Genomic DNA, 23,783 nt, shown 5'->3' with positions numbered 1-23,783 from the left:
TCTCAGGTGATGATTCCGCCCTGCGTCAGCCACCGCCTGCGCTGCTCGGCTAACTCTTCCTTTTCCGTGCTGTGCTTAAATACGGCAACGCGCAGGCGCTGTTGCTGCGCGTAGCGATCTTCGCGCGACAGCGCTTTGTCCTCGCTCAACTCACACAGTAGCGTATTCATCTGCGGAATAACGTTCTTCACGATTGATTCATCAACGCGAGCGACAACCTCTGCAAGGTGATCCATATTGTTACTCCTTTTGTACTGGTCAGTTAAATACTATACCCCGCTAAATGCGCCGCGCGAAGCCTGAGAAATATTCAGGTGAGCAAACGATTGCTTTTTGCGCCTGCGCGATTAGAATCCCCACTTTGTTCACCAGGGAACCGTGAAAATGTCCGTGAATAACCCCGACGCCGGGCTGCAACGCCGCCCCACCCAAAGCGAATTGATCTATCGTCTGGAAGACCGCCCGCCGCTGCCGCAAACCCTTTTCGCCGCCTGCCAGCACCTGCTGGCGATGTTTGTTGCGGTCATTACGCCAGCGCTGCTGATTTGCCAGGCGCTCGGCCTGCCCGCGGAGGATACGCAGCACATTATCAGTATGTCGCTGTTTGCTTCCGGCGTGGCGTCCATTTTGCAGATCAAGACGTGGGGACCGATAGGCTCCGGACTCCTGTCGATTCAGGGCACCAGCTTTAACTTTGTTACGCCACTGATCATGGGTGGGATGGCGTTGAAAAACGGCGGCGCAGATGTGCCGACCATGATGGCGGCGCTGTTCGGCACGCTGATGCTGGCCTCCTGCACCGAAATGCTGCTCTCACGCGTGCTTCACCTGGCGCGGCGCGTCATTACGCCGCTGGTGTCAGGTATCGTGGTGATGATCATTGGCCTGTCGCTGATTCAGGTCGGGCTGACCTCTATCGGCGGCGGTTTTGCCGCAATGAACGATCACACCTTCGGCGCGCCGAAAAATCTGCTGCTGGCGGGCGCAGTGCTGCTGGTCATTATTCTGCTTAACCGTCAGCGCAATCCCTGGCTGCGCGTGGCTTCGCTGGTAATTGCGATGGCGGTGGGCTATCTGCTGGCCTGGGCGCTGAATATGCTGCCGGAAAATATCACAGCCATGAACCAGTCACTGATAACTCTTCCGACGCCCTTCTATTACGGGCTCGGCATTGACTGGAATCTGCTGATCCCGCTGATGCTGGTATTTATGGTGACCTCACTGGAAACCATTGGCGACATTACCGCCACCTCCGATGTGTCTGAACAACCGGTCAGCGGCCCGCTTTATATGGCGCGACTGAAGGGCGGCGTGCTGGCTAATGGCCTGAACTCATGTGTCTCTGCGCTGTTTAACACCTTCCCCAACTCCTGTTTCGGACAAAACAATGGCGTGATCCAGCTCACCGGCGTTGCCAGCCGCTACGTTGGTTTCGTAGTGGCGCTGATGCTGATCGTGCTGGGTCTGTTTCCGGCGGTCAGCGGATTCGTTCAGCATATTCCTGAACCCGTGCTGGGCGGCGCGACAATTGTGATGTTCGGCACCATCGCCGCTTCCGGCGTACGTATTGTGTCGCGCGAGCCGCTCAATCGTCGGGCTATTATGATTATCGCCCTTTCGCTGGCGGTAGGGCTTGGCGTGTCTCAACAGCCGCTGATTTTGCAGTTTGCCCCTGACTGGCTGAAAACGCTGCTCTCCTCCGGCATTGCGGCTGGCGGCATCACCGCCATCATTCTGAACCTGCTCTTTCCGCAGGAAAAATAAACGCTTCCTGTGTCATCCTGTCAATCTGCGTCGGGCGTTTTTCGAAGCGTCCGCGCTGACTGGCGGTTGAGCTTCGTCATTAAATCAGGCATAACAACACACTGACGAACGCTCATAGGGAAAGGTGCAATGAAATTACTCGGAAAAATTCTGCTCTCGCTGCTGCTGTTAATCCTGCTGGCGATCGTGATTTTCTATTTCCTGCTGCAAACGCAGTGGGGCGCGGGCTGGATAAGCCGTGCCGTCAGCAAGCATACGCCCTATCAGCTTACCTTTAGTAAGCTGGAGCATAACTTTTCCGATCCTGCGCATCTGATCTTCAATAACGTCTCATTTGGCCGTGAGGGCAAGGCCGCAACGGTTACCGCCCGGCGCGTTGATTTAGGCGTGCGCGCCGCTCAGTTTACCGCGCCGCAGCGTTTCGGCAGCATCCTGCTGGAAAAAGGCACGCTGAATATCGATAACAACAGCGCGGGCCTGCCGCTGGAGGCCGACCGGCTTCAGCTTAACCAGATGGCGGTAAATAACACGCACGGCGAACTGCCCTTCACCGCGCAGCGCGTTGACGGCGGCATCCTCGACTGGAAACCAGCCCGGGGCGATTTTATCGGTAACAGAGCGCGTTTTCAGATGAGCGCAGGCTCGCTGGACATCAACGGCATTCCGGCCGCGAACGTGCTGATTCAGGGCAGCAAAACTCAGCAGCAGTTAGTCATCAGCAATCTGGGTGCGGACCTGGCGCTGGGCTCTGTCACCGGCAGCGCAAGCCGTGACGCGCAGGGTCAGTGGCAGGTTTCGACTCTGCGTCTGAACAGCATTCGTCTGCAAAGCGAGAAATCGCTTTCCGCATTTCTGACGCCGGTTTTCACCCTGCCCGCCGTGCATTTCGATCGCGTGGACGTCACCGATGCTCGCCTTGAGGGCGCAGACTGGGCGATTACCGATTTTGATATGGTGCTCAAAAATATCACCCTGCGCGATGGCGACTGGGAGAGCGACGACGGTTCGCTGTCAATGAATGCCAACGGCTTTGTGAACGGCGACTTCCAGCTCAACGATCCCATCGCCAATATGACCTTTTCGCGCGACGGCGTGGCGCTGACGCAGTTCAGTTCACGCTTCGCGGATGGTCTGGTGCGCACCACCGGAAAGTGGACGCGCAATGATAAAAAGCTGACGCTGGACGAACTGGCGATAGCCGGGCTGGAGTATACGCTGCCCCGCCAGTGGCGAGAACGCTGGATGGCGCGACTGCCGGACTGGCTTTCCGGCGTGGAAGTGACCAGGTTCGAAGCGAACCGTAATCTAATTATTGATATCAATCCGGACTTTCCGTTCCAGATGACCTCGCTGGAAGGCAGCGGCAGCAACCTGCTGCTGGCACACAATCATCAGTGGGGAATGGGAGCGGGCAGGCTCAGCCTGAACGCCGCACAGGCGACGTGGAATGGCGTTGATGTCCGTCATCCTTCCATTACGCTCAATGCAGAGGCGAACGCCATCAACGTCACGGAAATGAGCGCGTTTACCCGCCAGGGCATGATTGAGGGCGTGGCAACGCTGTCTCAGCAGCCGCAGCGGGCGCTGACCCTCTCGCTCAACGGCCGCCAGGTGCCGGTTAACCTGTTGCAAAACTGGGGCTGGCCAGCCTTACCGCTGGAGGGAAATGGCGATATGCAACTCAAAATCAATGCCAGTCTGGCCGCTGAGACGGCGCTGAGGCCAACGGTAAACGGCACGCTTTCGGTGACCGCCGGCGAGAAATCGCTCCAGCAAACCATGCAGGCGGGCCAGGTTGTCGGCACGCGGTAATCTCCTGTTTTAAGCAACGTGGCGGTAAGGTATAGTCCGTTTTTTTTACGGAGGTCTCATGCTATCCACGCGTCTTAATAAATACATTAGCGAAAGCGGTATCTGCTCACGGCGCGATGCCGATCGCTATGTCGAACAGGGAAATGTTTTTATTAACGGCAAACGCGCCTCGGTGGGCGATCAGGTATTTGCCGGCGACGTGGTAAAGGTTAATGGTCAGCTTATTGAGCCGCGTAACGAAGAAGACCTGGTGCTCATTGCGCTGAATAAACCGGTTGGTGTGATCTGTACTACTGAAGAAAACGAGCAGAACAACATTGTCGATTTTGTTAATCATAGCAAGCGCGTTTTCCCTATTGGCCGTCTGGATAAAGAGTCGCAGGGGCTGATCTTCCTGACCAACCACGGTGATTTGGTTAACAAAATTCTGCGCGCCGGTAATAACCACGAGAAAGAGTACGTGGTAACGGTGAATAAACCGGTAACCGATGAATTTATTCACGGGCTGGGCGCGGGCGTGCCGATGCTGGGTACGGTGACAAAAAAATGCAAAGTGAGAAAAGAAGCGCCGTTCGCCTTCCGCATTACGCTGGTTCAGGGGCTTAACCGCCAGATCCGCCGCATGTGTAAGCACTTCGATTATGAAGTCACCAAACTTGAACGCACCCGCATCATGAACGTGAACCTGAAAGGCCTGCCGCTGGGTGAATGGCGTGATTTAACCGACGATGAATTGATTGAATTATTCAGGCTTACCGAGAACTCCTCCTCCGATGAGAAAACGGTGAAAAAACCCAAAGCAAAGCCTGCAACAGCAAAGAAACCGAGCGCGCCTGCGCCTAAAGCAGCGGATAAAGCTGGCGGCGCCCGCCAGCGCTTTAACCAGCCCGGACGCCGCAAAAAAGGGCGCTAAGCGCTGGCGACACGGCTCGTCAGCCCGATCCGCCCAGCTCCAGCGGGCCGTCCGGGTCGGCTGGCAGCACTATATAGACGCCTTCAAACACCGCGCCGCACACTTCATTGCCAAAAAGCTCCACCTCAAGCTGCACCCGCGCTTTGCGCCCACGCGCCAGCCGAGCCAGATCGCCGCTCAATGACCCCAGGTCAGCAACCGCGCCCGGCTTGCCTGAAATGGGATGACTGTAGCGAATATGCGCGTCCGCAAGAATAATAGTGCCGCCAAGGTGCTGTTCACGAAGCAGTAGCCATATCAGCCCCCAGCCGGTCAGCGTGGCCAGCGAGAAAAGGCTGCCGGCAAACAGCGTGTGGTTAGGATTCTGATTTCCCGTCTCCGGCATGGTGGTGATGAACTTTTTGCCTGTGTATTGCAGGATACGCACGCCCATCTTCTCGCTGAGCGGAATATGGTTATACCAGGCCTGCTGAAGCTGTCCGCACCAGTCGGCGCGATGGAGGATGTCATCCAGCGTCATCACTGGTTTAATCATCAGAAAATGCCGTACCGGCGTGGTCTGCGGCGCGGTGATTTCACCCTCGTTGATGTAACCGAGCTTACTAAAAAAATTGACGGCGTCCTCGCGGGCGCTGCACACCACGCGCTTGGCCCCTTCCTGCCGGGCGACGGATTCCAGCGTCATCGCCACCAGCGTGCCAAGCCCCTTGCCCTGCACCGAAGGATGCACCGCCAGAAAGCGAATGGCTGCTTCATTGTCCGCGTTGATATACAAACGCCCGGCCGCAACAGGATCGCCACGCTCGTCCACCACCATCTGATGATGCGCCAGCGCATCCCAGGCGTCTCGCTCAGAGCCCATCGGCTGATGAAGCGGCTTTCGCAGCATTTCCCAGCGAAACTGATAGTAGGTATCCAGCTCTTCCGCTGTTTCAGGCACTCGAAGATGATACATAAACGCGTTCTCTCTTACTGAAGCCGCAGCTCTAAAGCTGAAGCCAGAAGGTTACCGGCCCGTCGTTAACCAGCGCAACCTGCATATCGGCAGCGAAGCGTCCGGTTTCTGTGGTTATCCCTTTTTCACGACAGCAGCCAACAAAATAGTCATATAAACGCGCCGCTTCGCCGGGCTCGGCACCGCCGGAAAAGCCAGGCCGCATCCCTTTTTGCGTGTCGGCGGCAAGGGTGAACTGCGATACCACCAGCACGCTGCCTCCGGTCTGCTGAACGTTAAGATTCATTTTGCCGTTTTCGTCGCTGAAAATACGGTAGCCCAATACCCGATCGCACAAACGCTGCGCTTTTTGCGCATCGTCGCCTTTTTCCACCCCTAACAAAATCAGTAAACCGGGGCCGATTTCCCCTATTGTTTCTCCGGCAACCGTTACGCTCGCGTTCAGTGCGCGTTGAATTAAGGCAATCATCGTTCTGCGTCTTCCTTTTCCTGCTCTTGTTGCTTTAACAGGCGATAATCGCCCAGCGTCGCCGCAATTTCTGCGCCCAACAGCACGATACACCAGGTCCAGTAGACCCAGAGAAACAGAATCGGGATCACCGCCAGCACACCGTAAATTAACTGATACGACGGAAACATCGTAACATAGAGTGCAAACCCCTTTTTTCCTAACTCAAACAGCAACCCGGCCACCAGTGCACCGATCAGCGCATCTTTCATCGGCACCTGCCTTGTCGGCACGATGCTGTAAAGCAGCCAGAAAGAGAGCCACGAGAGCAATAGCGGAAAGACGCGCAACCCGTATTCAATCAGCCAGCTGACGCCGGTTACCGACGCCCAGCGTAACGAAAGCAGATAAGAGCTTATCGCCAGGCTGGCCCCTGCCAGCAGCGGCCCCAGTGTGAGGATCATCCAGTAAACGGCAAAGGAGTAGACCAGCGGGCGTTTACGCTGGCTGCGCAGGATGGTGTTCAGCGCAGAGTCAATGGCGTACATCAGCAGCAGCGCGGTGATCACCAGCCCACAGGCGCCCACCGCCGTCATTTTGTTAACGTTCGCGACGAACTGCTCCAGGTAGCTCTGAATAATCGTCCCGGACGACGGCACAAAGTTGTTGAAGACGAAGCGCTTAAGCTGAACGCTGACGTCTGAAAACACCGGGAAAGCCGCAAACAGCGCAAAGACTACCGCCACCAGCGGCACCAGCGAAAGCAGAGAGACATAGGCGAGATTACCGGCGAGCGTGGTCATGCCGTCTTCGTCAATGCGTTGCCAGAGGAGTTTTATCCACCCCCAAATGGCGCGGCAGCGATGCCGATAATGGTTGATGGCACGCATAATCAGGAACGAGCGGCAAAAAACGCGGGAACCGTGTCGGCACTGGTTACATGGACGCTGTGAATACCGACCGCGCGAGCGCCTTCAATATTCTCAAGGTTATCATCAAAGAAAATGGCCTGATCCGCCGTCACGCCCTCTTCATTTAAAACCTGCTGGTAAATACGCGTTTCCGGCTTGCGCATGCCCATCTCCTGCGAAAGATACACTTTATCCGCCGCGCGCTGCACTTCCGGATATTGTGAAGGCCAGAAACCGCAGTGCAAACGGTTAGTATTAGAGAGGATCACCACACGCTCGCCGCGGTTGCGCAGATTGTTCATCAGCGTAATCACGTCGGGACGCACGCCGACGAAAACCGCCTGCCAGCCTGCGGAAAACTGTTCAAAGCTCAGCGCCAGATCGAGCGATTCACACATAGTGGCCGCAAACGCTTCGTCACTGATTTCGCCGCGCTCATGACGATGAAAGTTTTCATCCATGGTAAAACGCGCGGTAAGCGTGGCGAGCGGCACACGACCCAGATCGCTCCAGACGCCGAGAACCCGGTTGAAATCAATATCAACAATGACGTTACCTAAATCAAAGATATACAGCATGGTCATCTCCTTTTGTGCCGGTGAGCTATTCACTCTAGCGTTAAAAGAGGAGACTGAACAGGTGAGGGATTTGAAAACTGCGAGGAAGCTTCCAGGCCGGAAGAACACCGGCCTGGAAAAGAGCAGCGCAAAAAGAGAATTACGCCTCTTTTGGTCCGCGGCTTGCGCGTTTACGATCGTTTTCCGTCAGGTGACGTTTACGAATACGTACGGACTGCGGCGTCACTTCGACCAGTTCGTCATCATCGATGAACTCGATAGCCTGCTCAAGCGTCATTTTGATGGCCGGAACCAGCGTGGTGGCTTCGTCAGTACCGGAAGCACGCATGTTGGTCAGTTTCTTACCGGTCAGACAGTTCACGGTCAGATCGTTGGAGCGTGAGTGAATACCGATGATCTGGCCTTCATACACTTCCGCGCCGTGTCCCAGGAACAGTTTGCCGCGATCCTGAAGGCTGTACAGGGCGAAGGCGACTGCTTTACCCTGGCCGTTGGAGATCAACACGCCGTTCTGACGCTGGCCCACTTCGCCCTGACGAACGTCGTCATAATGGCTGAAGGTAGAGTACAGCAGGCCCGTACCGGAGGTCATGGTCATGAACTCGTTACGGAAGCCAATCAGACCACGGCTCGGGATAACGTAGTCGAGACGTACGCGACCTTTACCATCCGGATCCATGTTTTTCATGTCGGCTTTACGCTCGCCCATCGCCTGCATCACGGAACCCTGATGCTGCTCTTCGATATCCAGCGTAACGTTTTCGAACGGTTCCTGCTTGCGGCCTTCGAATTCACGGAAGATAACTTTCGGACGCGATACGGCCAGTTCGAAACCTTCACGGCGCATGTTTTCGATCAGCACCGACAGGTGCAGCTCGCCACGACCTGATACGCGGAACGCGTCAGCATCTGACGTTTCTTCCACGCGCAGCGCCACGTTATGCACCAGCTCTTTGTTCAGACGGTCAAGGATCTGACGCGACGTCACGTACTTGCCTTCTTTACCACAGAAAGGTGAGGTGTTGACGTTAAAGAACATGGTGACGGTAGGCTCATCAACGCTCAGCGCTGGCAGCGCCTCAACGTTCTGTGGATCACAGATCGTATCGGAGATGTTCAGTTCGCCCAGACCGGTGATAGCGATGATATCGCCCGCTTCGGCTTCGGTGGCGTCAATGCGCTCCAGGCCAAGGTGAGTCAGCACTTTACCGACTTTACCATTACGGGTTTTGCCTTCGCTGTCTACAACAGTAACCTGCTGATTAGGCTTAACTTTGCCGCGCTTGATGCGACCAATGCCGATTACGCCAACGTAGTTGTTGTAATCAAGCTGGGAAATCTGCATCTGGAATGGCGCATCCATTTCAACCTGCGGCGGTGAAACGTGCTCAATGATCGCCTCATACAGCGGGGTCATATCATCGGCCATATCATTATGATCCAGACCCGCGATACCGTTCAGGGCAGAGGCATAGATTACCGGAAAGTCGAGCTGCTCGTCGGTCGCATCAAGGTTTACAAACAGGTCGAATACCTGATCGACAACCCAGTCCGGACGTGCGCCAGGACGGTCGACTTTGTTAATTACCACGATCGGCTTCAGACCATTAGCGAACGCTTTTTTGGTCACGAAACGGGTTTGCGGCATAGGGCCATCCATTGCATCCACAACCAGCAGCACCGAGTCAACCATCGACATCACGCGCTCCACCTCGCCGCCGAAGTCGGCGTGTCCGGGGGTATCCACGATATTGATGCGGTAGTCTTTCCAATTAATGGCGGTGTTTTTTGCGAGGATGGTAATCCCACGCTCTTTCTCCAAATCGTTGGAGTCCATTACGCGTTCGGTTGCTTCAGCGCGGGCATCAAACGTGCCGGACTGTTGCAGCAACTTATCAACCAGGGTGGTTTTACCATGGTCAACGTGGGCAATAATGGCGATGTTACGCAAATTTTCGATCACAGCTTTGCCTCAGGCATTAGAAATAGCGCGCTATTGTACACGGATTAATCGAAGGACTGAACAGGATCACAGATTTCAATTAAAGATAACTCTCAGGGTTGCTTTTTATGCCAATAACGGTGCAAAAAATGCACCTTAATGATAATTTGCACCATCATGGTGCCAACACCCTACCGCAAAGCACCATAATGGTGCGCGCCATCCATCGTGGTGCAGCTCTTCTTTAACAAGAGCGGGCATCATAGCGCTTTTCCGGGCAAATGAGAAAGTTGGCATAGATTTCGCTTTTATATTCTTAAGCCAGAAATGCAAGTTTCTACAACGGTTGATGACGTAGCAGAGATCTCCGCCATGAGGCTCTCTGAGCAACACGACACTGACAAAATCCAGGAGAGTTAAGTATGTCCGCTGAACACGTTCTGTCGATGATGAACGAGCATGAAGTCAAGTTTGTTGACCTGCGTTTTACCGACACTAAAGGTAAAGAGCAGCATGTGACCATTCCTGCACACCAGGTTAACGCTGACTTCTTCGAAGAAGGCAAAATGTTTGACGGCTCCTCAATTGGCGGCTGGAAAGGCATTAACGAATCAGACATGGTTCTGATGCCTGATGCGTCCACTGCGGTTATCGATCCGTTCTTCGAAGACGCTACGCTTATCATTCGCTGCGACATCCTTGAGCCTGGCACCATGCAGGGTTATGACCGCGATCCGCGCTCAATCGCCAAGCGTGCAGAAGATTTCCTGCGCTCATCAGGCATTGCAGATACCGTTCTTTTTGGACCAGAGCCTGAATTCTTCCTGTTTGACGACGTCCGCTTCGGCGCAACGACGTCGGGTTCGCACGTGGCTATCGACGATATCGAAGCAGCCTGGAACACCGGTAAAACGTATGAAGGCGGCAACAAAGGTCACCGTCCTGGCCTGAAAGGCGGCTACTTCCCGGTACCACCGGTCGACTCTTCACAGGATATCCGTTCAGCCATGTGTCTGATCATGGAACAGATGGGCCTGGTGGTTGAAGCGCATCACCACGAAGTGGCAACGGCAGGTCAGAACGAAGTGGCTACCCGCTTCAACACTATGACCAAAAAAGCGGACGAAATTCAGATCTACAAATACGTTGTTCACAACGTTGCGCACGCCTGGGGCAAAACGGCCACCTTTATGCCAAAACCTATTTTTGGTGATAACGGCTCCGGCATGCACTGCCATATGTCGCTTTCTAAAGATGGCAACAACCTGTTCGCAGGCGATAAATACGGCGGCCTGTCAGAAACGGCGCTGTTCTACATCGGCGGCGTGATCAAACATGCGAAAGCCATCAACGCGCTGGCTAACCCAACCACTAACTCCTACAAGCGTCTGGTGCCTGGATACGAAGCCCCGGTCATGCTGGCTTACTCCGCCCGTAACCGTTCTGCGTCAATCCGTATTCCTGTGGTTGCCAGCCCGAAAGCACGCCGTATTGAAGCGCGTTTCCCTGACCCGGCGGCTAACCCATACCTGGCGTTCTCTGCCCTGCTGATGGCTGGCCTGGACGGCATCATCAATAAGATCCACCCTGGCGATGCGATGGACAAAAACCTGTATGACCTGCCGCCGGAAGAAGAAGCAGAAATTCCAAAAGTAGCGGGTTCGCTGGAAGAAGCATTGAATGCGCTGAACGAAGACCGTGAATTCCTGACGCGCGGCGGCGTATTCACCGATGACGCTATCGACGCCTATATCGATCTGCGTAAGGCTGAGATGGATCGCGTGCGTATGACGCCACATCCGGTTGAATTCGAACTCTACTACAGCGTTTAACCGCTCTCACCCGGCTTTCTGATATCAACGTGCCGGGAATTGTTGCCGTGGAAATTGCAGCCCATCTTCGGATGGGCTTTTTTCTCCACGCATCCGCCGTCCCGGAACGACTTTGGGACTATAATGCACTAAAAAAGTGCAGGGGAACGCTGTATGGCAACAGGCAAGCTGCCCGATGCTGGGCAGATCCTCAACTCTCTGATTAATAGCGTGCTGCTGGTTGACAGCGAACTGGTGGTTCACTTTGCCAATCCTGCGGCGCAGCAGTTACTGTCACAAAGCTCACGCAAGCTGTTTGGTACGCCGCTGCCGGAGCTGGTGGGCTACTTTTCGCTGAACATTGAGGTCATGCGCGAAAGTCTCAACGCCGGGCAGGGCTTTACCGACAGCGAAGTGACGCTGGTGGTCGACAGCCGGGCGCACATTATGTCACTTACCGCTCAACGCGTTGCTGACGGCTTTATTCTGCTGGAGATGGCGCCGATGGATAATCAGCGTCGACTCAGTCAGGAGCAGCTTCAGCATGCGCAGCAGGTCGCCGCGCGCGATCTGGTTCGCGGCCTGGCGCATGAAATTAAAAATCCACTGGGCGGCTTACGCGGCGCAGCGCAGCTTCTGGCGAAAGCGCTGCCCGATCCTTCGCTGACGGAATACACCAAAGTGATCATTGAACAGGCCGACCGCTTGCGTAACCTGGTCGATCGCCTGTTAGGACCGCAGCAGCCGGGCATGCATATTACCCAAAGCATTCATCAGGCCGCCGAGCGCGTGGTCAATCTGGTTTCGATGGAGCTGCCCGATAACGTCACGTTAATTCGTGATTACGATCCCAGCCTTCCCGAACTGCCGCACGATCCCGATCAGATTGAGCAGGTGCTGCTGAATATGGTGCGTAATGCGCTTCAGGCGCTCGGGGAAATGGGAGGAACCATTACGTTGCGCACCCGCACCGCTTTTCAGCTCACGCTGCACGGCACGCGTTATCGACTGGTTGCCCGCATCGATATTGAAGACAACGGGCCGGGTATTCCTTCGCAGCTTCAGGATACGTTGTTTTATCCAATGGTAAGCGGACGCGAAGGCGGAACCGGCCTGGGCCTGTCGATCGCGCGTAGCCTGATCGATCAGCACTCGGGAAAAATAGAATTTAACAGTTGGCCTGGCCATACCGAATTTTCGGTTTATCTGCCTATTCGTAAATAGAGGTTTCTATGCAACGAGGGATAGTTTGGATCGTCGATGACGATAGCTCCATTCGCTGGGTGCTCGAGCGTGCGCTCACAGGAGCCGGTTTAAGCTGTGTCACGTTTGACAGCGGTAACGAGGTGCTGGAAGCCCTCACCACCAAAACCCCAGACGTTTTACTTTCAGATATTCGTATGCCCGGCATGGACGGACTGGCGCTACTCAAACAGATCAAGCAGCGGCATCCAATGCTCCCGGTCATCATTATGACCGCGCACTCCGATCTTGATGCGGCAGTCAGCGCCTATCAACAAGGGGCATTTGATTATCTGCCTAAACCCTTTGATATTGACGAAGCGGTGGCGCTGGTCGAACGCGCGATCAGCCATTATCAGGAGCAGCAACAGCCGCGTAATCAGCCGGTCAGCGGCCCGACCGCCGACATTATTGGCGAAGCGCCGGCGATGCAGGACGTATTTCGTATCATCGGCCGCCTTTCCCGCTCCTCCATCAGCGTGCTGATTAACGGCGAATCAGGCACCGGTAAGGAGCTGGTGGCGCATGCGCTGCATCGTCACAGTCCGCGCGGTAAGGCGCCCTTTATCGCGCTGAATATGGCCGCGATCCCGAAAGATTTAATTGAATCTGAGCTGTTCGGCCATGAAAAAGGCGCGTTCACCGGTGCGAATCAAATTCGTCAGGGTCGCTTTGAGCAGGCCGATGGCGGCACGCTGTTTCTTGATGAAATTGGCGATATGCCGCTCGATGTGCAAACACGACTGCTGCGCGTGCTGGCTGACGGTCAGTTCTACCGCGTTGGCGGCTATGCGCCGGTTAAAGTGGATGTGCGTATTATTGCTGCGACGCACCAGAATCTGGAACTGCGTGTGCAGGAAGGTAAATTCCGCGAGGATCTCTTTCACCGTCTGAACGTGATACGCGTTCACCTGCCTCCGCTGCGCGAACGCCGTGAAGATATCCCGCGCCTGGCGCGCTATTTTCTTCAGGTTGCCGCACGCGAACTGGGCGTGGAAGCAAAAATCCTGCATCCCGAAACCGAAAAGGCGCTCACGCGTCTGCACTGGTCAGGTAACGTTCGCCAGCTGGAAAATACCTGCCGCTGGCTGACGGTAATGGCCGCCGGGCAGGAGGTGCTGATTCAGGATCTGCCGCCAGAGCTGTTTGAAACGGCGACGCCCGACAGCCCGGTGCAGTCGCTACCGGATAGTTGGGCAACGCTGCTGGCGCAGTGGGCCGATCGCGCGCTGCGTTCCGGTCATCAAAACCTGTTATCGGAAGCGCAGCCGGAAATGGAGCGTACGCTGTTAACTACGGCGCTTCGGCACACGCAGGGGCACAAGCAGGAGGCCGCGCGCCTGCTTGGCTGGGGGCGCAACACGCTGACCCGCAAGCTGAAAGAGTTAGGAATGGAGTGATCGTTAAGGCCGGCGCAAGCCGGCCTTTTTATATGACGCGCGAGAACTTTTGCAGACGCGCCTTTTGCCGCAGGTAGACGTCAAAACACATACAGATATTCCTGATAAGGAGGCGGCCTTTAGGGGTAACCTGAAGCCCTTTGTCATCACGTTTCACCAGCCCGTCACTAATCAGGGGAGCAAGCAGCGCCAGATCGTCGGCGAAATAGTCAGTAAAACCGCCTTCAGGCACGCTAAAATCGGCAAAATTGAGCGAAAAATTGCAGATTAGCGTCTTTATCACATCGCGACGCAGGCAGTCGTCTTCAGAGAGTTTTACGCCTCGCCACAGCGCCGTGCGATGGTCGGCGATATCCGCATAGTAGGCCTTCAGCTCTTTCTGATTCTGCGCATAGCTGTCGCCCAGCATGCTGATGGCCGATACACCCATGCCGAGCAGATCGCTGTCGCCCTGCGTGGTATAGCCCTGGAAGTTGCGATGAAGTTTGCCTTCGCGCTGGGCGATGGCCAGCTCGTCGTTCGGATGAGCAAAGTGATCCATGCCGATGAACTGATAGCCGCCGTGCGTCAGCGTGGCAATGGATTGCTGAAGAATATCAAGCTTTTGCTGCGCATTCGGCAGGTCAGCTTCTTTGATTTTCCTCTGTGCGGCAAACAGCGCAGGCATGTGTGCATAGTTAAATACGCTGAGCCGGTCCGGCCTGAGCCCAATGACTTTTTCAAGCGTGAAGGCGAAGCTTTCAGGCGTTTGCAGCGGCAAGCCGTAAATCAAATCCAGATTGGTAGAAGTAAATCCCAGCGCACGGGCACGATGTACAAGGGCAAATATCGTCTCCTCGTCCTGCACGCGATTCACTTTTTCCTGCACCGCCTTGTTGAAATCCTGCACGCCCATACTCAGGCGATTAAAACCCGCCGCACGTAAATGGTCGAGCACGTCCAGCTCTATTTCACGCGGATCAACCTCAATCGACAGTTCAGCGCGATCGCTAAAATCGAACTGTGTCCGCAGCAGCGTAATCAAACGGGCGATTTGCGTCTTGCTAAGGTAGGTTGGCGTGCCGCCGCCCCAGTGCATCTGGCTGACGCTGCGATGGCGAAACAGCGGCGCACGGGCTTTGATTTCATTTTCCAGGGCGTCCAGATACGCATCCGCTTTGTGGTGCTGTCGGGTCACCACCTTGTTACATCCGCAGAAGTAGCACAGACGATGACAGAAAGGGATGTGAATATAGAGCGAGAGCGGACGGTCAGGATAGCGCTGTGCCGCCTGTAAAAAGTCCGGTTCGCTGTAATCCTGATGGAATTCCAGAGCGGTGGGATAAGAGGTATAGCGCGGACCAGAAATATTATATTTCTGGATCAGGCTCAAATCCCATTCAATCGTCTGCGTCACGGTAGTCGCTCCTCGTCTGGTTACCGACCGTCTGGTGGATGAACGGTCATTCTGCGCGGCAGGGTCGCGTCAGACGACGTAGTGTAACGAATAGCCCGCCGGGGCTCCGGATCAGAATTCGCGCAAAAATTGATCCAGACCAATTCATTAGCAGAGAAACCTTTTCCCGGGAAAAAGCGGCGTTTGCGCTGCCGCATCTTTTACTTCCCGGCAGAGCCGCCTTTCAGTAAGCGGTACATATCTTCTTCCGCTTCTTCGTCTTCCATGTCGTCATCAAGCGCAATACCGAGTTGCTCCATCAGTACATCAATGCGATCGAGTGATTGATCAAGCCAGGCCTGATCGTCTGCCGACAACGTATCGCCATTTTCAAGGCGATCGAGGAGCGTGTCCAACCGCTCGTCATTTTCAAGCATCGCCAGTTCTTCCTCGGCCGACAGGACAGGTTTTGCCGGTTTTGCCTCTTTCTTAGGCTTTAATGGCTTGCTTTCCGCACTGATCGGGCCCAGCGCGACAGGTTTTTTGCTGCCAATGCGCGGATCGGCAACTTTCGCCTCGCTACCGCCCTTCTGCGTCGCCGCTTTCGGGTTCGCTCTGCTGCCAGAAGGATGACCACGGTGTTTTTTGTCGCGTTTCTGCTCACGCGCGGCGACATTTATCTCTTCACGCGATGGTTTACGTTTGGCTTTTGCCGCCGGTTTTTTATCCAGGGGCTTACGTGCGGGCTGCTTCATGATATTGATCTCAGGGAATGTATATTCAGTATAGAATTGCGGCGGAATCTAGCAGAAAGCAGACAAAGAAAAAAGACGCCAGGTTGCCCTGGCGCCTTTTTTCATCCCTTCGACAGAAGGGTCTGTCTTAATAAGCATCCCTTTTAGCACACAACATCCCGGTTTTCCTTTGCCGTTTCGTTCATGCCTGAACGCTATCCCTTCCATTTAGGTGGGGTTATCCGTAACGCCGCTCCGTCCCTGCTCCGCATCGTCCTGATGCCCTTGAGCGCTTCATCCTGAAGCAAACATTCCATGTTCTGACAACTAATGTAGATGAAATAATGAATCTCACAAGGCAAGTGAGAAAAATATTTCATTCTATAAATAGCGCTATTTATTAAGGTATTGTTTTATATTTATTTTTATTTAAAAATGAAGCATAAAATACAGAAATTACTGGCACTGTAAATGGTCAATGTCTCACAAGGAAGAGGCGCCTTAAGAGTCGGTGGCGCGCTTTTATTCCAGACAGGGTATACTCGTCATAGTTGCCCTTTTATCTGGAGTTTTTATTTTGTCTGGCTGGAATTACCACGTTACTCATTTTGTTACCAGCGCACCTGATATCCGTCATCTTCCTTCTGATACCGGAATTGAAGTGGCGTTTGCCGGACGTTCAAACGCTGGCAAATCCAGCGCGCTTAATACGCTGACTAACCAGAAATCGCTGGCGCGTACCAGTAAAACCCCTGGCCGTACCCAGCTCATTAACCTTTTTCAGATTGCCGAAGGCTATCGCGTGGTCGATTTACCCGGCTATGGCTATGCGGAAGTACCGGAAGAGATAAAGCTTAAATGGCAGCGCGCATTGGGAGAATACCTTCAGATGCGACAGTGCCTGAAAGGCCTGGTCGTATTAATGGATATCCGTCATCCCATGAAAGATTTGGATCAGCAGATGATTCAGTGGGCCGTACAGAGTGCGATCCCGGTGCTGGTACTGTTGACCAAGGCGGACAAGCTTGCCTCCGGCGCGCGTAAAACGCAGTTGAATAAGGTGCGGGAAATGGCAAAAACCTTTGCGGGCGATATTCAGGTGGAGATGTTTTCCTCACTGAAAAAAATTGGCGTTGAGAAATTGAGCCAAAAACTGGACAGTTGGTTTAGCGAAATCCCTCCGGCTGAAAGTGAAGCCGACGTCCTCTCCTGAGCCCTTCCGTTCTTTATGAAGCCCAATAAAAAACGCCCCAGTCATAACGACTGGGGCGGCTAATATTTAGCCAGTTCCGATTACATCAAGTAAACGGTCTGAAAGATAGAACATCTTACCTCTGTACCCTACGAGACAAACTCTACATGATTTTACGGGCGCTCAAAAGGGTTTTTTGTAGTTAGTTTTCACAAAATCAGGCTTTTTATCCCACGCATGTCACATAAAACGGCTTTATCTGTAGCATAATTACAAAAAAAAATGCTTTGCGGTGAACCGGTTAGGAAAAATGCTATAACATCAGACTGCTGAATCGGTTAACCCTACGATTTACTTATGAATGCGTTTTGAGGCTGGTTACCAGCCTCCATAGCGTATTTTCAACAATCAGTGCGCTTCATCCCAGTTGTTACCCACGCCGACGTCGACATGAAGCGGTACATCCAGTTGCATACTGGATTCCATCAGCTCACGGATTTTCGCCGAAGCCGCTTCCACAGCCGATGATTTAACTTCAAATACAAGTTCATCGTGCACCTGCATAATCATTTTGACTTCAGATGCCATTTCGCCTTCCAGCCAGCCATCTACGGCGATCATCGCTTTTTTAATGATGTCCGCGGCAGTACCCTGCATCGGTGCATTGATTGCGGCGCGCTCGGCGGCTTTTCGACGTATTGCGTTGCTGGCGTTGATGTCGGGCAGATAGAGACGACGCCCATCCAGCGTAGAGACATAACCCTTTTCCGCCGCCTGCTGACGCGTATTTTCCATGTACTGCAATACGCCCGGATAACGCTCAAAATAGAGATCCATATATTTTCTTGCTTCGCCAGCGCCGATATTGAGCTGGCGAGAAAGCCCGAATGCGCTCATGCCGTATATCAGGCCAAAGTTTATCGCCTTAGCACTGCGGCGTTGTTCGCCGGTCACTTTCTCAAGCGACATGCCAAACACCTCTGCGGCTGTCGCCCGGTGGATGTCCTGCCCTTCAGCAAAGGCGTTCAGTAAGCCCTTGTCCTGTGACAGATGCGCCATAATGCGCAGTTCAATCTGCGAGTAGTCCGCCGCAACAATTTTGCACGCTTTTGAAGCGACAAAAGCCTGGCGGATACGTCGGCCTTCGTCGTTACGTACCGGAATGTTTTGCAGGTTCGGATCGGTTGAAGAAAGGCGTCCGGTTGCGGTAACGGCCTGATGATAAGAAGTATGCACGCGCCCGGTTATTGGATTTATCATCAACGGCAGCTTGTCGGTGTAGGTGGATTTCAACTTCGACAAGCCGCGATGTTCTAAAATGACCTTCGGCAACGGATAATCCAGCGCCAGCTCGGCAAGAACCTCCTCACTGGTGGAAGGCGCGCCGCCCGGCGTTTTTTTGGTGGGCTTTATTCCCTGCTTCTCAAACAGAATATTTTGCAGCTGTTTGGTGGACGAGAGATTAAACGGCTCACCCGCAAGCTCATGCGCTTTCAGTTCTAATTCCGCCAGACGTGATGTTAACTCTTTTGAGTGAGTTGCCAGAATCCCCTGATCGATCAATACGCCATTACGTTCAATTCGCGAAATCACCTTTACCAGCGGCATTTCAATGTTTTCGAAAACCTGCTTTGGCCCCTGCTCTTTCTCCAGGGTCGGCCACATTTTCTCATGCAGCTGGAGCGTAACGTCGGCATCTTCTGCCGCGTAATGCGCGGCCTGCTCCATCGCGATTTGATTAAAGGTAAGCTGTTTTTTACCTTTGCCGGCAATCTCCTCAAATGACACCGTTTTGTGATTCAGCCAGCGTGAGGCGAGCGTGTCCATATCGTGCCGCCCGACCACGGTATTCAGGGCGTAAGATTCAAGCATGGTGTCGTACTTGATGCCTTCCAGCTCAATATCGTAGTTTTTCAGCACGCCGCGATCGTATTTGAGATTCTGCCCCACTTTATACAGGCCGGCGTCTTCCAGCAGCGGTTTAAGGCGTGACAGCACGCTGGCGCGATCGAGCTGCTCAGGTGCATCGAGGTAATCATGCGCCACCGGCAGATAGGCCGCTTCGCCGGGTTTTATGGCAAACGAAATTCCAACAATATTGGCGCTAAGCGTATCCAGCGAATCCGTTTCAAGATCAAAAGCAAAGAGCGGACTTTTTTTCAGTTTCGCCAGCCAGTCTTCAAATGTCTTCTCATCAAGGATCGTCACGTATCCATCTGAAGAAAGAATGCTGGTTGCTTCACTTGCCGGCTCCGTCTCAGTGCTTTTCGCCAGTGCCTGCTGAGCGGCGGGATTGTTCTTTTTCCCCTGAAGCCATTTTCCTTCTTCAAGATCGGACAGCCAGCGCTTAAATTCATAATGGCGGAACAGAGTAAGCAGAGATTCCACATCAGGCTCGTTGACCGTTAGCTGTTCGCAGGTGAGCTCAAGCTCAACGTCTGTTTTGATCGTCGCCAGTTGATATGAAAGGAAGGCAACGTCTTTGTTTTGTTCAAGCTTCGCGGCCATCGTTTTTGCGCCGCGGAATGACAGATCGGCCACTTTTTCCAGGTTCTGATAGATCTCTTTCAGACCGCCCATCCCCTGAAGCAGCGCCTGTGCGGTTTTTTCGCCAACGCCAGGCACGCCCGGAATGTTATCGGATGAATCGCCCATCAGCGCCAAAAAATCAATAATAAGCGACGGCGGAATGCCGTATTTCACCTCTACTTCTTCCGGCCCCAGAATAGTGTTGTTCATGGTGTTGATCAGCGTAATATCTGGCGTAACCAACTGCGCCATGTCTTTATCGCCGGTACTGATCAGCACAGACCTGCCGCTCTTCTCAGCTTCCTGCGCAAGCGTACCGATAACGTCGTCGGCTTCTACGCCTGATACTGCCAGCAAGGGCAGGCCCATTGCCTGAACCATCTTGTGCAGCGGCTCAATTTGCTGGCGCAGATCGTCCGGCATTGGGGGGCGATGAGATTTGTAGTGTTCAAAAAGCGCATCACGGAACGTTTTGCCCTTGGCATCGAAAACCACCGCCACGTGAGTCGGCTTGTATTGTAAAAGCAGGCTGCGAAGCATATTCAGCACGCCGTACATCGCGCCAGTGGGTTCCCCTGCGCTGTTGGTCAGAGGCGGGAAAGCATGATAAGCGCGATACAAATAGGAGGAACCGTCTACAAGGATCAACGGATTTTCTGCGATTTGAGCCATAGGTCTTCACATTCTTCAGTGTTTTTTTCAATAGCGTAAGGATGCCACAGCTGGCTATAAAAGATGAAATAACTCTCGGGATTTACTTATCTTACAAGCGAAATTTGCGTAGAGGCGCGCAACAAAACCTGTGGATAAGTTTGTGCGTAAATTTGCTAAGATAATTTTACAAACAGGATATGATATCGCCGCGGGAACAAAATTCTATAAATTACAATCTTTTATAAAAAAATCATCGGTTTTTATCTGCGGTGAATTTGATTGGTATTATGTGGATATTTATTATTATGAAGCAAGCTTTCACAGAATTTCGTCCTAAAAATTTTGCTAAACCGTGAACAATTATGCCGCTAAAAGCGTAGCGGCTTTATCAATGCTATAACGCCAGCGGCGGGCTGGCGTTAATAAGCATAGTCGTTTATTTTTTAGTCAAAAGAAATTTTACGACATTCGCATACTGCTGGACGTAATTTTCCATGGAACTGGTGTCGAGACCACCGTTGTTGACCATATATTTGCCGTTAACAAACATCGCTGGCACACCGCGTAGATCGACATCGGCAGCCGCTTTCTCCTGCTGCGCCACAAGAGATTTCACCACGAAGCTGTTCCAGGCCGCATCGTATTCTTCCGGTTTGATTTCTGCCGCTTTGATAAAAGCCGCTTTCAGGCTGGCCGGATCGGTAATCGTCTGGGTTTTCTGAATACCTTCAAAGATTGGCGCGGTCACTTTTTCTTCCACGCCCAGCGCCATCGCTACGGCCCATGCCTGCGTTACGGTTTTACCCATGTCGCCACCGAGAAACTCAACGTGATATTTGGTGACTTTAGTATCAGCCGGCAGGTTTTTTTTCACGGTGTCGCTGACATGCCACACACGTTCAAATTCATAACAGTGAGGGCAATAGAAGGAGAAGAACTCCATCACCTGCGGCTCGCCGGTGGCAGCTTTCGGTATCGTAACGAACTCTTTGCCCTCTGTGAACTGGGCGGCCGACGCGCTGAAAGCCAGAACCATACCAACCAACGCAAACCAAATCTTTTTCATTACCGAATTTTCTCCTAACAGCGAAAGAGGCAGATCGGAAAAAGCGATCAGCCCTGAAATGCAGACATCAGTTGCAGAGGCGGATCCTGCAATAACCTTGCCTGCTCGTTAAAAATCGTTATCTGCCTGCGCCAGAAATCTTCATCCGTCATCCACGTAAAGCTGGCCGGAAAAGCCGGATCGTCCCAGCGACGAACGACCCACGCCAGATAATAGACCATCCGCATGGCGCGGAGAGGCTCAATTAGCGCAAGTTCACGCGTATCGAATTCACTAAATTCGCCGTAGGCTTCCAGCAGAATATCCCACTGGATGCGCTGTTCCTGCGCATCTCCGTTAACCAGCATCCATAAGTCCTGTACGGCAGGCCCGTTACGCGCATCATCCAGGTCGACGAATAGCGGGCCGTCACGCCATAAAATGTTGCCCGGATGGCAGTCGCCATGCAGACGTAGCGGCTGCCACTGAGTATGCCAGTATTTTTGTAAAGTTGTGCCGATAAGCCGCACGCTGTCTGTTAAATTTTCTTTCAGCCTGCGCGGTATCAGGGTGCACGCTTCAAGCACCTGGAGCGGCAAATCAATATATTCGCTTAATCCAATATCCGGCCGCTGGTGAAACGTCTTCTTCCGTCCGGTTTGATGGATGCGCCCAAGGAAGCGGCCCACCCACTCCAGATGATCGTAATTATCGGTTTCGTACTGTCTGCCTCCCAGGCTTGGGAAAATGGCATAACGATAACCTTCATAATGATGAAGCGTCTTTCCCTGTAGCAATAACGGCGCGGCAACCGGCACCTCGTCATCCATAAGTTCACGCGTGAAATCGTGTTCTTCGATGATTTGACCATCCGACCACCGCTGTGGACGGTAAAATTTCACCACGTACCGCTTTCTGTTCTCATCAGAAAACTGATATACCCGATTTTCATAGCTGTTCAGCGCCGTTAAGCCTGATTCAACGCGGATCCCTGTATCCCAAAGCGCATCAAGGATGGTGTCGGGATTAAGATTCTGAAAGTTAAAGGCGGGATCATGCATCTGATATACTCACAGATAATCGGAAAGAGAGCGATGAAGGATACCATTAAGGTCTGAACCAGACAGATTTAATCTTTAATCACGCCTCGCGCGCGTAGAAGAGCGGTTTTAAAATCTTCCTCATAGTCTTTTTTTAGTCCGGGAATTTCTTCATTTTTATCCGACCCGCGCATTTTGAGATGATAGATCAAGACGTCGTCCGTTAATGCATCAATCGGCTCTTTAAAACCCGCTTCCGTGGCAAGTTTCTGTAAGAATTGCACAAGGTTGAGATCGGGCTCCTGCTGCCAGGCCGGTTGTAAAAGTGAAATCAGTTCATTTAAACGATGGCATTTCATACGATAACTCCTGTTATATACGATTCTGTTACGGTAGCAGGGTTAAAACCACATTAAAAGAGAGTGTTTGTGCAATGCGTTTACAGCAAACTATTGCTTCAGTTTACGGCGTCGTTCTGGCAGGCGGTAGAGGAAGCCGTATGGGAGGAAAAGATAAGGGCCTGATACTTTATCAGGGGAAGCCGCTTTATCAACATGTCGTCACGCGTCTTACGCCTCAGGTGGCGCGTATTTATATCAGCGCTAATCGCAATCTGACGCGTTATCAGCAAAGTGGTCTACCTGTTTTAATGGATAAGCTACCGGATTTCCCGGGTCCACTGGCGGGTATGCTGACAGCCATGCAAAGCATCAACGCTGAATGGCTGTTTTTTTCTCCCTGCGATACGCCCGCTTTACCTGCTAATGTTGTTTCCCGATTATGGGAAGAAAAAAGAAACTCACGCGCGGTTTGGGCCTGTGCGGAAGGTCGCGATCACCCAGCCATCGCGCTGATGCATGTCAGCCTTGCCGATGATCTCGCTAATTATCTGGCATGCGGAGAGCGCAGAGTGATGGTGTTTCTGAGGCAAGCGGGCGGCCATCCGGTGTCCTTTGATCGTTGCGCTGAGGCATTCGCTAACATCAACCTACCCGAAGATCTTTTATCATGAAGTATAAACCGTCCGCTTTCAGCCGTTACCGCCTGAAATGAAAACGTTACCGTTGAATGATTTGTTTCGTGCAGCCGTTCTGCGTACCGTAAACGAAAAAAGCCCCATGCTTTCGCATGAGGCTTTTCCGTCTGTATGATGCCTGGCAGTTCCCTACTCTCGCATGGGGAGACCCCACACTACCATCGGCGCTACGGCGTTTCACTTCTGAGTTCGGCATGGGGTCAGGTGGGACCACCGCGCTAAAGCCGCCAGGCAAATTCTGTTATCCGGAACTCCGCTGAAAATTCTTTTTCGTCTCTCATTACCACCAGAACGCTTCTGGCGTTGTAAGGTTAAGCCTCTCGGGTCATTAGTACCGGTCAGCTCAACGCATCGCTGCGCTTACACATCCGGCCTATCAACGTCGTCGTCTTCAACGTCCCT

The 23,783-nt window shown here is 53.1% G+C and carries 21 protein-coding genes and 2 rRNA genes; 8 read left to right on the top strand and 15 right to left on the bottom strand.

The window, feature by feature from the left end:
- Positions 1-2: 2 nt before the first annotated feature.
- Positions 3-236 carry a DUF2526 family protein gene (locus tag GS12_RS00795; protein ID WP_034918323.1) on the bottom strand — a complete coding sequence of 78 codons (234 nt, stop codon included), beginning with the start codon at positions 234-236 and terminating at the stop codon, positions 3-5.
- 148 nt (positions 237-384) lie between these two features.
- On the opposite strand from GS12_RS00795, the gene GS12_RS00790 reads away from it, so the two are divergent.
- The 3 genes from GS12_RS00790 to rluF all read left to right on the top strand — a co-directional run bounded on the left by GS12_RS00790 (position 385) and on the right by rluF (position 4,489).
- Positions 385-1,764, top strand: a complete 1,380-nt coding sequence (locus tag GS12_RS00790; protein WP_034943119.1) for a nucleobase:cation symporter-2 family protein — start codon at positions 385-387, stop codon at positions 1,762-1,764.
- A gap of 129 nt (positions 1,765-1,893) precedes the next feature.
- On the top strand, positions 1,894-3,576 hold the full coding sequence (locus tag GS12_RS00785) for an AsmA family protein (RefSeq protein ID WP_034943117.1): 1,683 nt from the start codon (positions 1,894-1,896) through the stop codon (positions 3,574-3,576).
- 58 nt (positions 3,577-3,634) lie between these two features.
- On the top strand, positions 3,635-4,489 hold the full coding sequence (rluF, locus tag GS12_RS00780) for a 23S rRNA pseudouridine(2604) synthase RluF (RefSeq protein ID WP_034943116.1): 855 nt from the start codon (positions 3,635-3,637) through the stop codon (positions 4,487-4,489).
- Positions 4,490-4,508: 19 nt separating this feature from the next.
- Here rluF and fabY read toward each other — a convergent pair whose 3' ends face one another.
- From fabY to typA, 5 genes are all read right to left on the bottom strand, one after another.
- Complete coding sequence (gene fabY / locus GS12_RS00775) at positions 4,509-5,444, bottom strand: fatty acid biosynthesis protein FabY (protein WP_034943114.1); 936 nt, start codon at positions 5,442-5,444, stop codon at positions 4,509-4,511.
- A 31-nt stretch (positions 5,445-5,475) separates the two neighbouring features.
- Positions 5,476-5,913 carry a D-aminoacyl-tRNA deacylase gene (gene dtd, locus GS12_RS00770; protein ID WP_034943113.1) on the bottom strand — a complete coding sequence of 146 codons (438 nt, stop codon included), beginning with the start codon at positions 5,911-5,913 and terminating at the stop codon, positions 5,476-5,478.
- Positions 5,910-6,782, bottom strand: a complete 873-nt coding sequence (locus tag GS12_RS00765; RefSeq protein WP_034943112.1) for a virulence factor BrkB family protein — start codon at positions 6,780-6,782, stop codon at positions 5,910-5,912. Before GS12_RS00765 ends, dtd begins: the two co-directional genes overlap by 4 nt.
- 2 nt (positions 6,783-6,784) lie before the next feature.
- Positions 6,785-7,381: a glucose-1-phosphatase gene (yihX, locus tag GS12_RS00760; RefSeq protein ID WP_034943111.1), complete on the bottom strand. Its 597-nt coding sequence runs from the start codon at positions 7,379-7,381 to the stop codon at positions 6,785-6,787.
- 139 nt (positions 7,382-7,520) lie between these two features.
- Positions 7,521-9,344: a ribosome-dependent GTPase TypA gene (typA, locus tag GS12_RS00755; RefSeq protein ID WP_034943110.1), complete on the bottom strand. Its 1,824-nt coding sequence runs from the start codon at positions 9,342-9,344 to the stop codon at positions 7,521-7,523.
- A 401-nt stretch (positions 9,345-9,745) separates the two neighbouring features.
- Between typA and glnA the strand changes: the two genes are divergently transcribed.
- The 3 genes from glnA to glnG all read left to right on the top strand — a co-directional run bounded on the left by glnA (position 9,746) and on the right by glnG (position 13,776).
- Positions 9,746-11,155 (top strand): glutamate--ammonia ligase, encoded by a 1,410-nt coding sequence (glnA, locus tag GS12_RS00750; protein ID WP_034918301.1) that lies wholly within the window; start codon positions 9,746-9,748, stop codon positions 11,153-11,155.
- A 153-nt stretch (positions 11,156-11,308) separates the two neighbouring features.
- Positions 11,309-12,358 (top strand): nitrogen regulation protein NR(II), encoded by a 1,050-nt coding sequence (gene glnL / locus GS12_RS00745; RefSeq protein ID WP_034943109.1) that lies wholly within the window; start codon positions 11,309-11,311, stop codon positions 12,356-12,358.
- An 8-nt stretch (positions 12,359-12,366) separates the two neighbouring features.
- A complete protein-coding gene (gene glnG / locus GS12_RS00740) occupies positions 12,367-13,776 on the top strand; it encodes a nitrogen regulation protein NR(I) (RefSeq protein ID WP_034943108.1) in 1,410 nt (469 codons plus the stop codon).
- 28 nt (positions 13,777-13,804) lie between these two features.
- Here the strand turns inward: glnG and hemN are convergent, their stop codons facing one another.
- Entirely contained in the window at positions 13,805-15,172 is a 1,368-nt protein-coding gene (gene hemN, locus GS12_RS00735) for an oxygen-independent coproporphyrinogen III oxidase (RefSeq protein WP_034943107.1), read from the bottom strand.
- 200 nt (positions 15,173-15,372) lie between these two features.
- Complete coding sequence (gene yihI / locus GS12_RS00730) at positions 15,373-15,906, bottom strand: Der GTPase-activating protein YihI (RefSeq protein WP_034943106.1); 534 nt, start codon at positions 15,904-15,906, stop codon at positions 15,373-15,375.
- Between the two features lie 556 nt (positions 15,907-16,462).
- Between yihI and yihA the strand changes: the two genes are divergently transcribed.
- On the top strand, positions 16,463-17,098 hold the full coding sequence (gene yihA / locus GS12_RS00725) for a ribosome biogenesis GTP-binding protein YihA/YsxC (RefSeq protein WP_034943105.1): 636 nt from the start codon (positions 16,463-16,465) through the stop codon (positions 17,096-17,098).
- A gap of 66 nt (positions 17,099-17,164) precedes the next feature.
- Here yihA and GS12_RS25370 read toward each other — a convergent pair whose 3' ends face one another.
- From GS12_RS25370 to GS12_RS00700, 5 genes are all read right to left on the bottom strand, one after another.
- Positions 17,165-17,212, bottom strand: coding sequence for a hypothetical protein (locus GS12_RS25370; RefSeq protein ID WP_456072985.1), 48 nt, complete (start codon positions 17,210-17,212; stop codon positions 17,165-17,167).
- Positions 17,213-17,485: 273 nt separating this feature from the next.
- Positions 17,486-20,278: a DNA polymerase I gene (gene polA, locus GS12_RS00720; RefSeq protein ID WP_034943104.1), complete on the bottom strand. Its 2,793-nt coding sequence runs from the start codon at positions 20,276-20,278 to the stop codon at positions 17,486-17,488.
- A 418-nt stretch (positions 20,279-20,696) separates the two neighbouring features.
- The gene (gene dsbA / locus GS12_RS00710) at positions 20,697-21,326 is read right to left on the bottom strand and encodes a thiol:disulfide interchange protein DsbA (RefSeq protein WP_034943102.1); all 630 of its coding nucleotides are present in this window, start codon (positions 21,324-21,326) and stop codon (positions 20,697-20,699) included.
- A 47-nt stretch (positions 21,327-21,373) separates the two neighbouring features.
- Positions 21,374-22,366: a serine/threonine protein kinase gene (locus GS12_RS00705; protein WP_034943101.1), complete on the bottom strand. Its 993-nt coding sequence runs from the start codon at positions 22,364-22,366 to the stop codon at positions 21,374-21,376.
- Positions 22,367-22,434: 68 nt separating this feature from the next.
- The gene (locus GS12_RS00700) at positions 22,435-22,704 is read right to left on the bottom strand and encodes a YihD family protein (RefSeq protein WP_034918288.1); all 270 of its coding nucleotides are present in this window, start codon (positions 22,702-22,704) and stop codon (positions 22,435-22,437) included.
- 74 nt (positions 22,705-22,778) lie between these two features.
- Here GS12_RS00700 and mobA point away from each other — a divergent pair, with 74 nt between their 5' ends.
- Positions 22,779-23,357, top strand: a complete 579-nt coding sequence (gene mobA / locus GS12_RS00695) for a molybdenum cofactor guanylyltransferase MobA (protein ID WP_034943100.1) — start codon at positions 22,779-22,781, stop codon at positions 23,355-23,357.
- A 140-nt stretch (positions 23,358-23,497) separates the two neighbouring features.
- Here mobA and rrf read toward each other — a convergent pair.
- Together rrf and GS12_RS00685 are read right to left on the bottom strand one after the other, a co-directional pair.
- Positions 23,498-23,613 (bottom strand): 5S ribosomal RNA (gene rrf / locus GS12_RS00690).
- Positions 23,614-23,688: 75 nt separating this feature from the next.
- Positions 23,689-23,783 (bottom strand): 23S ribosomal RNA (locus GS12_RS00685); the annotation flags it as partial.

The sequence above is a fragment of the Erwinia oleae genome, from assembly GCF_000770305.1.
Classification (GTDB): domain Bacteria; phylum Pseudomonadota; class Gammaproteobacteria; order Enterobacterales; family Enterobacteriaceae; genus Erwinia; species Erwinia oleae.
The sequence above is the reverse complement of the archived record's forward strand: the minus strand, read 5'-3'. Positions and strand labels throughout refer to the sequence as shown.

Excerpts from the sequence above, each read along its gene's own strand:
- GS12_RS00795 (WP_034918323.1), bottom strand. The coding sequence starts at position 236 with ATGGATCACCTTGCAGAGGTTGTCGCTCGCGTTGATGAATCAATCGTG.
- GS12_RS00790 (WP_034943119.1), top strand. The coding sequence starts at position 385 with ATGTCCGTGAATAACCCCGACGCCGGGCTGCAACGCCGCCCCACCCAA.
- GS12_RS00785 (WP_034943117.1), top strand. The coding sequence starts at position 1,894 with ATGAAATTACTCGGAAAAATTCTGCTCTCGCTGCTGCTGTTAATCCTG.
- rluF (WP_034943116.1), top strand. The coding sequence starts at position 3,635 with ATGCTATCCACGCGTCTTAATAAATACATTAGCGAAAGCGGTATCTGC.
- fabY (WP_034943114.1), bottom strand. The coding sequence starts at position 5,444 with ATGTATCATCTTCGAGTGCCTGAAACAGCGGAAGAGCTGGATACCTAC.
- dtd (WP_034943113.1), bottom strand. The coding sequence starts at position 5,913 with ATGATTGCCTTAATTCAACGCGCACTGAACGCGAGCGTAACGGTTGCC.
- GS12_RS00765 (WP_034943112.1), bottom strand. The coding sequence starts at position 6,782 with ATGCGTGCCATCAACCATTATCGGCATCGCTGCCGCGCCATTTGGGGG.
- yihX (WP_034943111.1), bottom strand. The coding sequence starts at position 7,381 with ATGCTGTATATCTTTGATTTAGGTAACGTCATTGTTGATATTGATTTC.
- glnA (WP_034918301.1), top strand. The coding sequence starts at position 9,746 with ATGTCCGCTGAACACGTTCTGTCGATGATGAACGAGCATGAAGTCAAG.
- glnL (WP_034943109.1), top strand. The coding sequence starts at position 11,309 with ATGGCAACAGGCAAGCTGCCCGATGCTGGGCAGATCCTCAACTCTCTG.
- glnG (WP_034943108.1), top strand. The coding sequence starts at position 12,367 with ATGCAACGAGGGATAGTTTGGATCGTCGATGACGATAGCTCCATTCGC.
- yihI (WP_034943106.1), bottom strand. The coding sequence starts at position 15,906 with ATGAAGCAGCCCGCACGTAAGCCCCTGGATAAAAAACCGGCGGCAAAA.
- polA (WP_034943104.1), bottom strand. The coding sequence starts at position 20,278 with ATGGCTCAAATCGCAGAAAATCCGTTGATCCTTGTAGACGGTTCCTCC.
- dsbA (WP_034943102.1), bottom strand. The coding sequence starts at position 21,326 with ATGAAAAAGATTTGGTTTGCGTTGGTTGGTATGGTTCTGGCTTTCAGC.
- GS12_RS00705 (WP_034943101.1), bottom strand. The coding sequence starts at position 22,366 with ATGCATGATCCCGCCTTTAACTTTCAGAATCTTAATCCCGACACCATC.
- GS12_RS00700 (WP_034918288.1), bottom strand. The coding sequence starts at position 22,704 with ATGAAATGCCATCGTTTAAATGAACTGATTTCACTTTTACAACCGGCC.
- mobA (WP_034943100.1), top strand. The coding sequence starts at position 22,779 with ATGCGTTTACAGCAAACTATTGCTTCAGTTTACGGCGTCGTTCTGGCA.